Annotated in this window: 13 protein-coding genes; 3 read left to right on the top strand and 10 right to left on the bottom strand. The window is 72.7% G+C overall.

Annotation, left to right across the window (positions count from 1 at the left end; all coding sequences use genetic code 11):
• Positions 1 to 29 precede the first annotated feature (29 nt).
• Genes BJ999_RS11140 through BJ999_RS11125 form a run of 4 tightly spaced genes read right to left on the bottom strand, consistent with a single transcriptional unit; the run spans position 30 to position 3468 of the window.
• Positions 30 to 953, bottom strand: coding sequence for an ABC transporter substrate-binding protein (locus BJ999_RS11140; RefSeq protein WP_179833231.1), 924 nt, complete (start codon positions 951 to 953; stop codon positions 30 to 32).
• Positions 954 to 971: 18 nt separating this feature from the next.
• Positions 972 to 1658, bottom strand: a complete 687-nt coding sequence (locus BJ999_RS11135; protein ID WP_149264104.1) for an ABC transporter permease — start codon at positions 1656 to 1658, stop codon at positions 972 to 974.
• Complete coding sequence (locus BJ999_RS11130) at positions 1655 to 2302, bottom strand: ABC transporter permease (RefSeq protein WP_179833230.1); 648 nt, start codon at positions 2300 to 2302, stop codon at positions 1655 to 1657. Before BJ999_RS11130 ends, BJ999_RS11135 begins: the two co-directional genes overlap by 4 nt.
• Complete coding sequence (locus BJ999_RS11125) at positions 2302 to 3468, bottom strand: ABC transporter ATP-binding protein (RefSeq protein ID WP_179833229.1); 1167 nt, start codon at positions 3466 to 3468, stop codon at positions 2302 to 2304. The genes BJ999_RS11130 and BJ999_RS11125 overlap by 1 nt, the downstream gene beginning before the upstream one ends.
• 162 nt (positions 3469 to 3630) lie before the next feature.
• Here BJ999_RS11125 and BJ999_RS11120 point away from each other — a divergent pair, with 162 nt between their 5' ends.
• The gene (locus tag BJ999_RS11120; RefSeq protein ID WP_179833228.1) at positions 3631 to 5094 is read left to right on the top strand and encodes an aromatic amino acid ammonia-lyase; all 1464 of its coding nucleotides are present in this window, start codon (positions 3631 to 3633) and stop codon (positions 5092 to 5094) included.
• A gap of 3 nt (positions 5095 to 5097) precedes the next feature.
• Here the strand turns inward: BJ999_RS11120 and BJ999_RS11115 are convergent, their stop codons facing one another.
• Entirely contained in the window at positions 5098 to 6108 is a 1011-nt protein-coding gene (locus BJ999_RS11115) for a LacI family DNA-binding transcriptional regulator (protein ID WP_179833227.1), read from the bottom strand.
• Positions 6109 to 6289: 181 nt separating this feature from the next.
• On the opposite strand from BJ999_RS11115, the gene BJ999_RS11110 reads away from it, so the two are divergent.
• Positions 6290 to 6814, top strand: a complete 525-nt coding sequence (locus tag BJ999_RS11110; RefSeq protein WP_179833226.1) for a cysteine dioxygenase — start codon at positions 6290 to 6292, stop codon at positions 6812 to 6814.
• A gap of 154 nt (positions 6815 to 6968) precedes the next feature.
• On the opposite strand, the gene BJ999_RS11105 is transcribed toward BJ999_RS11110, so the two are convergent.
• Positions 6969 to 8129, bottom strand: a complete 1161-nt coding sequence (locus BJ999_RS11105) for an acyltransferase family protein (protein WP_179833225.1) — start codon at positions 8127 to 8129, stop codon at positions 6969 to 6971.
• Between the two features lie 201 nt (positions 8130 to 8330).
• On the opposite strand from BJ999_RS11105, the gene BJ999_RS11100 reads away from it, so the two are divergent.
• Positions 8331 to 9113: an SGNH/GDSL hydrolase family protein gene (locus BJ999_RS11100; protein ID WP_229810477.1), complete on the top strand. Its 783-nt coding sequence runs from the start codon at positions 8331 to 8333 to the stop codon at positions 9111 to 9113.
• A gap of 47 nt (positions 9114 to 9160) precedes the next feature.
• Here BJ999_RS11100 and egtD read toward each other — a convergent pair whose 3' ends face one another.
• The 4 genes from egtD to egtA are packed head-to-tail and all read right to left on the bottom strand — an operon-like array spanning position 9161 to position 13477.
• Positions 9161 to 10117 (bottom strand): L-histidine N(alpha)-methyltransferase, encoded by a 957-nt coding sequence (egtD, locus tag BJ999_RS11095; protein ID WP_179833224.1) that lies wholly within the window; start codon positions 10115 to 10117, stop codon positions 9161 to 9163.
• Positions 10118 to 10163: 46 nt separating this feature from the next.
• Positions 10164 to 10898 carry an ergothioneine biosynthesis protein EgtC gene (egtC, locus tag BJ999_RS11090; RefSeq protein ID WP_179833223.1) on the bottom strand — a complete coding sequence of 245 codons (735 nt, stop codon included), beginning with the start codon at positions 10896 to 10898 and terminating at the stop codon, positions 10164 to 10166.
• Positions 10899 to 12266: an ergothioneine biosynthesis protein EgtB gene (gene egtB, locus BJ999_RS11085; protein WP_179833222.1), complete on the bottom strand. Its 1368-nt coding sequence runs from the start codon at positions 12264 to 12266 to the stop codon at positions 10899 to 10901.
• Complete coding sequence (egtA, locus tag BJ999_RS11080; RefSeq protein ID WP_179833221.1) at positions 12263 to 13477, bottom strand: ergothioneine biosynthesis glutamate--cysteine ligase EgtA; 1215 nt, start codon at positions 13475 to 13477, stop codon at positions 12263 to 12265. Before egtA ends, egtB begins: the two co-directional genes overlap by 4 nt.
• Positions 13478 to 13502 lie beyond the last annotated feature (25 nt).

Here is a 13502-nt window from a genome sequence, read left to right as displayed (position 1 = left end):
GGGCCCGGCCGTCGGCGGTGTGCGAGGGGTCAGGCGAGGCCGGACTTCTTCAGCCACTCCTCGGCGACCTTCTCCTGGTCGTCCTTGTCGATGGCGACGCGCTTCATCATGTCCAGGAGGTCCTGGGTGGTGAGCTTGGCGGAGACGCCGTTCAGCGCCGCCCTGGCCTTGTCGTCCACCGCGGACTTGTTCACCAGCGGCGTGACGTTCTGGGCGGAGAAGACGTTCTCCGGGTCCTCCAGGACGACGAGCTTGTTCTGCTGGATCGTCGGGTCGGTGGTGAACAGGTCGGCGGCCTGGATCTTGTTCTCGGTGAGCAGCTTCACCAGGGTCGCCTGGGCGCCGGCGTCGAACGGCTGGAACTTCTTGAAGTCCAGGCCGTAGACCTTCTTGAGGCCGACGAGGCCCTGCTGGCGGGTCTTGAACTCCGAGGGCCCGGCGATGACGAGGTCCTTGGCGACCGGCTTGAGGTCGGCGATGGACTTCAGGCTGTACTTGGCGGCCGTCTGCGGGTTGACGGTGACGGAGTCCTTGTCCTCGGCCTTCGCGGAGTCGAGGATCTCCACGCCGGCGGGCAGCTTGGCCTTGAGCGCGGCGTTGATCTCCTCGGTGGTGGCGGCCGTGCTGGTCTTGTCGACCGAGGTGGTGAGCAGGGCGCCGTTGTACTCGGGCATCACGCTGATGCCGCCCTTGACGACCTGGTCGTAGTAGATCTCGCGGGCGCCGATGTTGAACTTGCGGGTGACCTTGACGCCCTTGGCCTCCAGCGCCTGCGCGTACAGCTCGCCGAGCAGGTTGCTCTCGGGGAAGTTCGCGCCGCCGACGGTGACGGTGCCGTTCCCGCCGCCTCCGGAGAGCGGGTTGTCGTCGTCTCCGGAGTCACCGCTGCCGCAGGCGGACAGCGACAGGGCGGCCACGAGGCCGACGACCGCGCCCCTGATGAGTTTGTTCATGGTGCTCTTCCTTCGGTGTCAGGAGGATCGGGCGGAGCCGAGCAGGCCCGGTGAGACGAGGAGGCGGCGCAGTGCCGCGAAGGCAGCCTGGACGATCAGCGCGAGCAGCACCACCAGGACGGTGCCCCCGACGACGAGCTGGTAGTCGTTGCGGGCCAGGCCGTCGATGATGTAGCGGCCGAGGCCGCCGAAGCCGGGGTAGGCGGCGATGGTGGCGGTGGCGACGACCTGGATCGCGGAGGTGCGCAGCCCCAGCAGGATGAGGGGCAGCGCCATCGGCAGTTCGACCCGCCACAGTACGCCCCAGCCGGTCATGCCCATGCCGCTGGCCGCGTCCTTGGCGTCGGCGTCGACGCCGCGGATGCCCTCGAAGGTGTTGACCAGGATCGGCGGGACGGCGAGGGCGACGAGCGCGACCAGCACCGGCGTGATGCTGTACTCGATCACGACCACGATCAGCACCAGGCCGAAGGTGGGGACGGCGCGGGCGACGTTCGCCAGGCTGATCGCGAGGAATCCGCCCCGGCCGGTGTGCCCGACGAGCAGGCCGAGCGCGAGTCCGATGACCGCGGCGCACACCAGCGCCACGCCGCTGTAGTAGACGTGCTGGAGCAGGCGGTGCGGGATGCCGTCGCCGCCGTGCCACTGCGAGGACGTGGTCAGCCACGTCCAGAACAGGTCGATCTGGTTCCACAGCTCGTTCATGAGGTCATCCGGGCTCGGGCCCACGGGGTGAGCAGGCGTTGGACGGTGACCAGGATCGCGTCGGTGACCAGGGCCAGCAGGACGATCAGGACGGTGGCGGCCACGATCTGCGTCTGGAACTGCAGCTGGTAGCCGCGGATGATGTCGTAGCCGAGGCCGCCCTGGCCGATCAGCTGGCCGACCGCGACGAGGCTGATGGAGGAGACGGCGGCGACGCGCGTCCCGGCGATGACGATGGGCACGGCGATCGGCAGCTCCACCTGGAGCAGGCGCCGCAGCGGGCCGAAGCCCATCGCGGTGGCCGCCTGCCGGACGGGATCGGACACCGACGCCAGCCCGTCCACCACGTTCGGGACGAGCACCGACAGGCTGTACAGGGTCAGCGGGATCATGACCGTGGCGGCGGTCAGGCCGGTGTACTGGATGAAGACCATGAACAGCGCGAGCGAGGGGATCGCGTAGAAGATGTTCGAGACCGTCAGCGCCGGCGGATAGAGCCAGCCCCAGCGGCGGCACAGCATGCCGACCGGCAGCGAGATGATCAGGCCGAACAGCACCGGCAGCAGCGCGAGCCGCAGGTGGATGAGGGCGTGCTCGGTCAGCGTGTCGGTGTGCTCGCCGATCCAGCCCCAGTCGATGTCCATCAGCCGGCGCCTCCGGCGTCGGTCTCCTCGGGATCGGCGGGCCGCTCCGGCTCGCCGGGCTGCCCGGAACGGTCCGGCACGGCGGCGTCGCGGCCGTGGGTGGGGACGGCGAGCAGGTCGGTCCCGCTCGCGGTCCCGACGACCGCGCCGGCCTCGTCGACGCCGACCGCCAGGCCGGAGGGGGACAGGACGGCCGCGTCCAGCGCGGTCCGCACGGAGTCGCCGCCGACCTGGAAGGTGGGGCCGACCGGGCTGAGCTTCGCCTTGCCGAGCGGCCCGGTCGCCTGCGCCGGGCGGGCCCAGCCGAGGGGGCGCCGGTCGTCGTCGACGACGAGCACCCATTCCGCCCCGGCGGCCTGCGCCGCGTCGGCGCTCGCCGCGCGGACCGCGTCGTCGCTCAGCCGCAGGGCGCTCGTCTCGGCGAAGGAGAGCGTCCGGATGCCGCGGTTCTGGCCGATGAACCCGGCGACGAAGTCGTCGGCCGGATGGGCCAGGAGGTTCTCGGGGCTGTCGATCTGGACGAGCTTGCCGCCGGTCTGGAACACCGCGATCCGGTCGCCGAGCTTGATGGCCTCGTCGATGTCGTGGGTGACGAACACGATCGTCTTGTGCAGCTCCTCCTGGAGGCGGAGGAACTCGTCCTGCAGCTCGGCGCGGACGACGGGGTCGACCGCGCTGAACGGCTCGTCCATCAGCATGATCGGCGGGTCGGCGGCGAGGGCCCGCGCGACGCCGACGCGCTGCTGCTGCCCGCCCGACAGCTGGAACGGGTACCGCTTGCCCATCGCGGGGTCGAGCCCGACCCGCTCCATCAGCTCCAGCGCCCGTGCCCGCGCCTTCTTCTTGTTCCAGGAGAGCAGGTACGGGACGGTGGCGATGTTGTCGAGGATGGTGCGGTGCGGGAAGAGCCCGGCGTGCTGGATCACGTAGCCGATGCCGCGCCGCAGCTCGGCGGGCTTGCGCTCGCGGACGTCCTTCCCGTCGATCAGCACGCGGCCTGACGTCGGTTCGACCATCCGGTTGATGGTCCGCAGCGCGGTGGTCTTGCCACCGCCGGACGTGCCGACGAACACGGTGATGCGGCCTGTGGGGCATTCGAGGCTCACGTCGTCGAGCGCGACGGTCCCCCCGGTATAGCGCTTGGTGACGCCCTCAAAGGTGATCAACGAATCACGTCCTCGCCGGCGTCCCGCATGACGCCGATGATCGAATTCCGACTACGAACCAACCGTAACCAATGGGTACCGTCATCTCAGTGTCCCGGCATGTCCGGAACGTCGAGCACGAAAGCATATCTACCGGTAATGCAGGGAAAGTAGCGTGTCGGCGTGGAGAACAGCCGAATCGTTATCGACGGGACTTTGCTCACATGCGCTCAGGTGGCGCGCGCGGCCCGTGAGGATGTGACGGTCGCCATAGCCGCGGCCGGCGTGCGGCGTGCGCGCGACGCCTGGCGGGTCGTCCGCGAGGTCACCGAGGCGCAGCCGGTGTACGGGCGGACGACGGGGGTGGGCGCCAACCGCGTCGTGGACGTCGAGTGGGAGGACGCCGACGCCCACGGGCTGCGGCTGCTGCGCAGCCACGCGGCCGGGGCCGGGCCGCTGGTCGCCCCGGAGATCGTCCGGGCGATGCTGGCCGTCCGGCTGAACCAGATCGCCGCGGGCGGCTCGGGCGTGGAGCCCGGCGTGCTGCAGGCCCTGGCGGACGTGCTCAACCTGGGCCTGCTCCCCCCGGTGCCGGTCTACGGGGCCATCGGCACCGGCGACCTGACGGCGCTGGCGTCGACCGCGCTGTGCCTGCTCGGCGAGCGGCCGTGGCTGCCGGGCCCGGACGGCGGGCAGGAGCGCGGCCCCGGCTACCGGCTCCGCTCGGCCGACGCGCTGGCGTTCATCAGCTCCAACGCCGCCACGCTCGGCGAGGCGGCGCTCGCGGTCGCCGACCTGCGGGAGGCGCTGCGCGCCTCGACGGTCGTGGCGGCGCTGTCGCACTTCGCCGTCCGGGGCTCGGAGGAGCCGTTCGCGCAGCCGGTGCAGGACGCGTGCCCGCATCCGGGCCAGCGGCAGGCCGCGACGGCGATGCGCGCGCTGCTCGCCTTCGACCGGCCGGCGCCGATGCGCATCCAGGACCCGTACGGCTACCGGGCGTTCCCGCAGGTGCACGGCCCCGCGCTGGAGGCGGCCGGCTACGCCGAGGAGGTCGTCACGCGGGAGATCAACGCCGCCTCCGAGAACCCGCTGGTGGACGTCCCCGGGCGGACGGTATGGCACAACGGCAACTTCCACACCGCCTATGTCGGGCTCGCTCTGGACGCGGCCCGCGCCGCCCTGTTCCAGACGATGGCGCTGGCCGCCGCCCGCCTCGGCACGCTCGCCGAGCCGTCGTTCACCGGCCTCTACCCTTTCCAGGGCGAGACGGAGGCCTCGTCCGGGATCATGATCCTGGAGTACGTGGCCCACTCGTGCCTGGCCGACGTCCGGCGCCTCGCCACCCCCGCGGCGCTCGGCAGCGCGGTGCTGTCGCGCGGCGTCGAGGAGCACGCCGGCTTCTCGACGCAGTCGGCGCGCGCGACCACCGACGCGGTCGCCGCCTACCGGCTCGGGCTCGGCTGCGAGCTGGTGGCCGCCGTCCGCGCGCTGCGGATGCAGGGGCGGGCGCCCTCCGGCGGCCCGCTGCGCTCGGCGTCGGACATGGCGGGCGCCGTCCTCGACCCGCGGATCGAGGACCGGCCGCTGGACGCCGACATCGCCGCCGCCGCGGACCTCCTGCCGCACCTGGCCCGGCTCCACCCCTGACCCTCAGCGCGCCGCGGTCTCGCCGGTCGAGGCGCGGACGCGCAGTGACGGCTCGCGGACGACGCGGCGCTTGCGCGGCTTGCCGTCGATGACGTCCACCACCAGCCGGACGGCGGAGTGGACGATGCCGTCGATGTCCCACTCGACGCTGGTGAGCGGCGGGGACAGCAGCGCCGACATCGGATGGTTGTCGTAGCCGCAGACGGCCACGTCGCCGGGGACGCCCAGGCCCAGCTCGCGGGTGGCGGCGTAGACGCCGTAGGCGATGGAGTCGGCGAAGCAGAAGACGGCCGAGGGGCGCCTCGGGCCGCCGAGCACCCGCAGCGCGACCTCGGTGGACTCGGCGAGGGACTGCGGCACGACCACGACGTCCACGCACAGGCCGAGCCGCTCGGCCTCGGCGTTGACGTACACGTCGGCCGGACGGTCCGGGGTGCTGTCGAGGGTGGGGGTGAACACGGTGACGCGCTCGTGCCCGAGCGCACGCAGGTGCTCCAGCGCGAGCGTCACGCCCCGCCGGTTGTCGAAGACGACCTCGCCCTGCGCCTGGCCGCCGTGCAGGGCGTCGCCGATGGACACGACGGGGACCGCGGCCGCCAGCTCCGACCACAGCGCGGCGGACGGGTCGAGCGGCTGGACGATCAGGCCGTCCACCCGCTGGTCGCGCAGCCGCCGGGCGAGGGCCAGCTCGCGCTCGGGGTCGCCGCCGGCGTCCACGATCAGGGCGTAGCGGCCGCGGGCGAGCAGCGCCCGCCCGATGCCGACCGCGAGGGACTGCTGCCAGTAGTCCTCCAGCGAGCCGCACAGCAGGCCGACCTGGTCGGTGCGCCCGCTCGCCAGCGCACGCGCGATCGGGTGGGCCTCGTAGCCGAGCTCGCGCGCCGCGGCGCGGACGCGCTCCTGCGTCTCCTCGGAGGTCTGTATGCCGCGCAGCGCGTAGGAGACGGCCGCCGGCGACAGCCCCGTCGCCTGCGCCACTTCCCGGATGGTCGCGCGCTTGCGCTTTTCCGACACCCCTCCAAGCGTAGAGGCCGCCACCGACAGAGCACGGCAGCAGCCCTTGACGAAATCGTCACTGAAGCGGTTCACTGAAACGGTTAACTGATGCGGTTCAGAAGCTTCGACCTGGCGGTTCGCGCCGGGTCGCGGGCGTATCGGACCGCACCACCGACAGTTTTGGAAAGGAGCGAACCCCGTGTCTTCCGAGGTCCTGCCCCGTCCCAGCGGCCTGGAGCGCCTGCCCGGCCGCGCCCTCGACAAGCGGGAACTGCGGGAACTGGTCGACGACCTGGCCGAGCGGCCCGGCCTGTGGCGGCCGCAGGTCGCGTTCCCCGAGGGGCGCCGCCACTACGTCTCCCTGCACAGGGACGAGCACGTCGACGTCTGGCTGCTGTGCTGGACGCCGGACAACGACACCGGCTGGCACGACCACGACATCTCCTCGGGAGCCGTCCGCGTCGTCGCCGGCGCCATCGAGGAGAACAACCCGCGCATGGGCGGCGAACCCCTGCGGACCGTCATGCGGGAGGGCGCGTCCTTCTGCTTCGGCCCCGAGCACATCCACCGGCTCACGGGGGTGGAGGACGCCAGCGTCTCGATCCACGCCTACTCGCCGCCGCTGTGGCGGCTCGGCCAGTACTCCGTCGACGAGTCCGGCGTGATGCGCCGGACGCCGGTCAGCTACACCGAGGAACTCCAGTCACCGGACGAGCCGGCCTGAGGTGCCCCGGCGGGCCCGCCCGGGGGAGGCGGACCCGCCAGAGGCGGCGCGTCCGGTCGTGCCCGCTCGCAACGGCCGGACGCACCTACCCACTCAGCGCGGACAGCCTCGAATGTGTCACAGAGCCGTCCGAAACAGCGGTGGGTGAGCGCGGTCAGGTGTGGGCCGCGTCCAGCGGGGGGCGATCGCGGGGCTCACCGCCGTTCAGGTCGGCACCGCCGCGTCGCCCCCGATCACGGGCGACGGCCGTGGCGATCGGGGTGGACGCCTCCTCAGGCGGTCGCATGGGCTTCAACGACGCCGTGAGCCGGGCCCTCATCCATGCCGCGCCGGGGCGCTCCACGAGGCGGTGCACGGCGTAGGCGGCCAGCAGCGAGGCCCCGATGACCACCGCCAGCGCCGTCCAGCGGTCGAGCCCCGGATACACCGCGTCCAGCAGAGGAAGCGCGAGCTGGGAGTGGACGAGGTAGAGGGGGTAGGTGAGCGCCCCGAGGACGGTCAGGCCCCGCCGCCGCAGCCGGCTCAGCCGCCCTGTCGCGACGAGGATCATCACCGCGAAGATGCCCGTGATGACGGCGCTGACCACGGTCTCGTCCGCACCCCTGAACACGTGCTCCGCGCGCCAGGCCCCCCAGCGCAGCGCCACCAGGTAGGACGCGGCGACGTACCCCCAGAGCAGCAGCGTCGGGCCGAACCGGTGGATCATGTACAGCGCCATGCCCGCGATGAAGTAGCAACTCCAGGTCGGGACCAGCATGACCTGGAGCACCCTGCTGTCGGCCTCGTCGGCGAAGACCCCGCCGAGCATCCAGGCCGCCATGAAGATCAGGCAGGAGCGGTAGGTGATCCCGATCCCCGCGAGGACGGCGGCGAGCACGTAGAAGTGCAGTTCGACCCAGAGCGTCCAGTAGACCGCGTCCACGTTCCGCAGCCCGAGCCCGCCCTGCAGCATCGTCAGGTTCGGGACGACCAGGCCGGGGACGCCGTGCCCCATCCCGAACAGCGCGTAGACGGCGGCGCCCAGCAGCACGCTCACCCAGTACGCGGGCATCAGCCGGACGAGCCGGGAGATGCCGAACTCCCCCGGGCCGCGCCCCCACGCGCTCATGAGGATCACGAAGCCGCTGATGACGAAGAACAGGTCGACGCCGAGGTACCCGAACCGGGTGACCGGGGCGATCTCGGGGAAGACCTCCCCCGAGGGGACGGGCCACGCCCCGGCGCCGCCGAATCCCGTGAAGTGGTACAGCACCACCGCCAGCGCGGCCGCGAAGCGCAGCAGGTCGAGTTCGCGCAGCCGTTCCCGTCGAGTCACCGCGGAACCCTCCCGTCGGCAGGTGGCCCGGTCCGATCCGCCGGGTGAACGGCGGATGTAGGGAAGGACGCGATTCGCCGCCGCGGCGGCCGGTGACGAGATGACCGCAGGACGGTGACGGCATGGTCGCGGAGTGCGCGCGGGAGCGGCGCGAGGTCAGTAAGATGCGGATGCGTCCCCCGATTTCATTGGTGGTATTCCATGACATCTCGCCGCGCCCGACGCGGCGCGGCGACCCGGATGCTGTGCCTGAGCCTGGCGGCGGTCCTGTCGCTCGCCGGAAGTTCCCTGCTCGCGGGGTGTTCCCTGCTCGCGGGTTCGGTGCGCAAGCAAGCCGCGGCGGACGGCCCGAAGGACGACGGGGCGCGCAAGGCCCCGCCCGTGGTGATGTTCCTCGGCGACAGCTACACGGTCGGCGACCGCGGCGTCGAGCCGGAGTCGACCTACGCCTCCGCGACCGCGCGGCTGCTCGGCTGGCAGGTCGTCGTCGGCGGCCGGTCCGGGACGGGTTACGTCCAGAGGGGCCGCGCCCCGCACGCGTTCCTCGGCCAGTTCGAGAGCCAGCTCGGCTGGCGCCCGGCGCCCGACATGCTGGTCGTGTCCGGCGGCCACAACGACTGGCGGATCCCCCCGCCGCAGGTCGCGGCGGCGGCGCACGTGCTGCTGGAGCGCGCCCGGCAGCGCTGGCCCGGTACCCGCCTGGTGGTGGTGGGCCCGCTCTGGGGGACGGGGACGCCGCTGCCCGGCGCGCTCGCCGTCCGGGACGCGCTGAAGAACCTCGCCGGGCAGCTCGGCGTCCCGTTCGTCGACCCGATGGGCGAGGGCTGGATCACCGGCGACCTGGTGACCGGCCAGGGCAACGCACCGCGCCTCATCAAGCGGGACCGCACCCACCCGACGCCGGCGGGCCACCTGTACGTGGCGACCCGCCTGGCGGCGGACCTGAAGCGGCTGGGCCTCGCGCACCCCGTCCGCAAGAGCTGAGCCTCCACCCCGTGCGGGCCGGTCGCCCGGCCCGCACGGGGTGAGCGTCAGCGGGACGCCGGGCGGGCGAGGGTGAGGGAGAAGTCGCCCGCCTCGTCCGTCCAGAACTCGGCGAGCTCCATCCCGGCGGCGCCGAGCTCCGCCTCCATCCGCTCCCGCCGGAACTTGGCGGAGATCTCGGTGCGCATCTCCTCCCCCTCCGCGAACGACACGTCGAGGTCGAGGCCGCCGACGCGGACGTTCTGGGCGCGCAGCGACCGCAGCCGCATCTCGATCTGCTCCTCGGCCGCGTTCCAGACCGCGACGTGCTCGAACGCGCCGATGTCGAAGTCGGCGTCCAGTTCCCGGTTGATGACCGACAGGACGTTGCGGTTGAACTCGGCGGTGACGCCCGCCGCGTCGTCGTAGGCGCGCACGAGCCGCCCGGGGTCCTTGACGAGGTCGGCGCCGAGCAGGAGGAAGTCGCCCTCGTCCATGGTGGCGCGCAGGCCGCCGAGGAACCCGATGCGCTCTGCGGGCGGCATGTTGCCGATCGTCCCGCCGAGGAAGGCGATGAGGCGCCGCTCGCCGCCGGGCAGCAGGGGCAGGTGCTGCTCGTAGTCGGCGGCGACGGCCCGGACGGTCAGGCCGGGATGGTCGGCGGCGATCCCGGCCGCCGCCTGCTCCAGGAAGTCGCCGCTGACGTCCACCGGCACGTAGGTGCGCAGCGTGCCGGACAGCGCGTCCAGCAGCAGCCGGGTCTTCTCCCCCGAGCCGGCGCCGAGCTCCAGCAGCGTCCGGGCGCCGGTGGCGGCGGCGATGCCGGACGCCCGGGCGGCGAGGATCTCCCGTTCCCGCCGCGTCGGGTAGTACTCCTCCAGCCGGGTGATCTCCTCGAAGAGCGCGCTCCCGCGCTCGTCGTAGAACCATTTGGACGGCAGGGTCTTGGGCGTGCCGGCGAGCCCCTCCCTGACGTCCTGGCGGAGCGTCTTGGCGAGGTCGTCGTCGGTCAGGAACCGGTCCACGTGGTTCTCCTTCGGAGGTGGTGCGGATGCAGAGACTGGGAGATCTTCAGAGTCGGGAGATGCGGACGCCGGCGGCGAGCCCGGCGGTGACGAGCGAGCGGTCGGGGACACGGCGCCACGCGGGGTCGCCGTCCAGCGGCTCGGACGCGATCTGGATCGCGTCCCCGCCCTCGCGGACGAACAGGGAGTCGCCCCAGGTCGTGGCGGCCAGGGACGCCCCGTCCGAGGCGAGCAGGTTGTAGCGGCCGGGGGCCAGCGCGGTGATCGCGGTGACGACGGCGGCGAGGCCCTCGCCGAGCGGCGCGCCCTCCCGCCAGTTGCGGACGGCGAGGGCGAACAGCGGCGCGGAGTCGACCGGGGCGCGGGCGTCGGGGATCTCGGCGATCTCCCCGGCCAGCTCCCGCAGCTTGGACTCGACGCCGCCGTAGCCCTCGATCCTCCCGTTGTGGCTGAACAGCCACGGCCCGGCGCGGAACGGCTGCGCGCACGACTCGTCCACGGGGAACCCGACGGTCGCCGACCGCAGCGCCGCCACCGCGCACGACGCCCGGACGGCCCCGGCGACCTCCCGGAACGACTGGTCGGTCCAGATGGGCTGGGCGCGGCGGAAGCGGACCGCCTCACCGTCCTGGTACCAGCCGACGCCGTACCCGTCGGCGTTGAGAAGAGCGCCCTGTGTCATGCGCGGCGCGTACGACTGGGTCTCAAGCGAGTGCTCCCCCTCGTAGACGAGGGAATGCAGCGTCCGCTCGGGGCCCAGGTAGCCGAGATGGCGGCACATCTAGCGCGCCTCCCCCTTCGCCGGCGCCGTCGCCGGTTCCGCCGTCGACCGCGCACAGCGGAACCCGGAGAAGATCTGCCGGCGGACGGGGTAGTCCCAGTTGCGGAACGAGCCGCGTACGGCGAGCGGGTGCGTCGCCCAGGATCCGCCCCTCAGCACCTTGTAGTCGGGCCCGAAGAAGACCTCCGAGTACTCCCTGTAGGGGAACGAGCGGAAGCCGGGGTATCCGTGGAAGTCCGACGACGTCCACTCCCACACGTCCCCCAGGAGTCGCCTCACCCCGTACGCCGACGCACCGGCCGCGTAGGAGCCGGTCTCGGACGGACGGAGCGCGCGCTGTCCGAGGTTGGCGCGCCCCTCTTCGTAGACGTCGCCCCACGGGTAGCGGCGTGACCGTTCCGCGGCGGGGTCCCAGCGGGCGGCCTTCTCCCACTCGGCCTCGGTCGGCAGCCGCTTCCCGGCCCACCGCGCGTAAGCGTCGGCCTCGTACCAGCAGACGTGCTGGACGGGTTCGCCGGGCGGGACGGGTTCCGACCGCCCGAAGCGGCGCCGCGCCCACTGTCCCCCTTCCCGCTCCCAGAAGGCGGGGGCGCGCTTGCCGCTGCTGTTGCGCCACTCCCACCCTGCCGGGTCCCACCAGCGGGCGTCGTCGTAGCCACCGGCCTCCATGAACGCGATGTAGGCCGCGTTGGTGACCGGTTCCACGTCGATGTAGAACGCGGGTAGGTCGACGATGTGCACGGGACGTTCGTTGTCGTACGCCCATGGGTCGTCCGACGTGCCCATCTGGAACGGGCCCGCCTCGATGAGCACCTCTTCGGCGCCGGACGCCTCGCCCGGGACCTGGAGTGGTTCCGCCTGGGGGTCGAGCAGGGCGGGCGCCCCGCGGCGTAGCTGGTGGGTGGCCAGCATGGTCTCGTCGTGCATGTGCTCGTGCTGGACGACCATCCCGTACACGAACCCGCCCGATGTCAGCGGGTCCGGGGTGTCGAAGCGCACCGACGGCAGCGCGTCGAGCACCTTGGAGCGGACCGTGCCGATGTAGGACCGCGCCTCCCCCGGCTTCAGCAGCGGCAGCGTCGGCCGCTCCGCCCGCGGATGCTCGAACGCGTCGTACAGGTCGTCGATCTCGGGGCGCATCGCCTCCCGCCCGGCGGCCGCGCGCAGCAGCCACAGCTCCTCGTAGTTGCCGATGTGCGCGAGGTCCCACACGAGCGGTGACATCAGCGGCGACACCTGCGCGGTGAGATCGTCCTCGGCGAGGACGTCGGTGGTGAGGCCGAAGCTGCGGTCGCGCACCGCGCCGAGCTCATCGGCGATCAGTTCCTTCAGGGCGGCCTCGTCGGCGGACGGGCCTGGCGAGCTCATGTCGGATCCTCCATCGGACGTGTCGGGCTGTCGTCGGCGGGGCAGTCGTCGGCGGGACTGCGGCCCTGCAGGACGTACCGGTGGGCGTACTCCTCGACCAGGGGGGCGAGCCCGGACGCGCCGAGCCGCGGCAGCGCGTCCAGCGTCGCCGCGAAGCACGCCCGCGCGGCCCTGGCCAGGGCCGGGTCCGACAGGCCGTCGCAGGCCGCCTGCGCCCACCGGTGCGCCACCGGTTCGACCGCGGCCTCGGCGGCACGCGAGGCCGCCGGGTCGTCCAGCAGGGCGGTGGCGACGGCGACGGGCACCGGCCAGTACGGGCCGGGCAGCGCGTCGATCATGCGCAGTTCCAGCCAGCCGCGCGGTCGGACCGGCGGGAACAGCGTGGACAGGTGGTAGGCGAGGTCGTCCTCGCCGGGCTCGCCCTTGGCCAGCCACTCCAGGAAGGACATCCCGGGGGCGGACACCCACTCGTCGTCCGGGGTGTGGACGAGCATGACCTGGGCGTCGAGCGCGTACCTCGTCCACGCCTCGGCGGGGTCGCCGTCCGCCCCGTCCCGCAGCACCGGCAGCGTGCGGCACGGGTCGAGCTCGGTCCAGATGCCCTGCCGGGACGAGCGCATCCCGGTGCGGCGGCCGGCCCGCAGCGGCGAGTTGGCGAACGCGGCGACCAGCACCGGCCCGAGCGCGTGCACGAGCCGCCAGCGGCGGGCCGCGTCCGCGTCGTCGGCGCCGATGTCCAGGTTCACCTGGACCGACGCGGTCGAGCACATCATCGCCATCCCCGCGTCGTGGAAGCCGCCCGCGCAGAAGTAGTCCCGCATGCACGCGTACCGGGGGTGGTCGGCCTGGAACCGGGGCACGCGGACGGGATCGACGCCGTGCCCGCTGAGGGCGAGCCCGTCCGGTGCGAGCACGTCCCGCACGTGCGCGATGTCCCGGCCGAGCGAGGCGGTCAGGTCGTCCAGCGTCCCGAACGGGGCGGAGCTGAGTTCGAGCTGCCCGCCCGGCTCGTAGGTCACCTTGCTCCCGCCCGCCGGCGGACCGGCCCCGTCCATGAGGGCGCGCACCCGTTCGGCGGGCACGTGGGCGGCCGGGTCGCCGGCGTCGACGACGAGCCACTCGGTCTCCGCGCCGACCGTCCCGGGCGGGCCCGTCTTGAAGCAGACGCCGCGAATGTGCTGGTAGACGTCGTCCACTGTGAGCCGGGTCACCATTGACTCCTCAGGTAATTCGATA

The sequence above is a fragment of the Actinomadura citrea genome, from assembly GCF_013409045.1.
In the GTDB taxonomy this organism is placed as follows: domain Bacteria; phylum Actinomycetota; class Actinomycetes; order Streptosporangiales; family Streptosporangiaceae; genus Spirillospora; species Spirillospora citrea.
The sequence above is the reverse complement of the archived record's forward strand: the minus strand, read 5'-3'. Positions and strand labels throughout refer to the sequence as shown.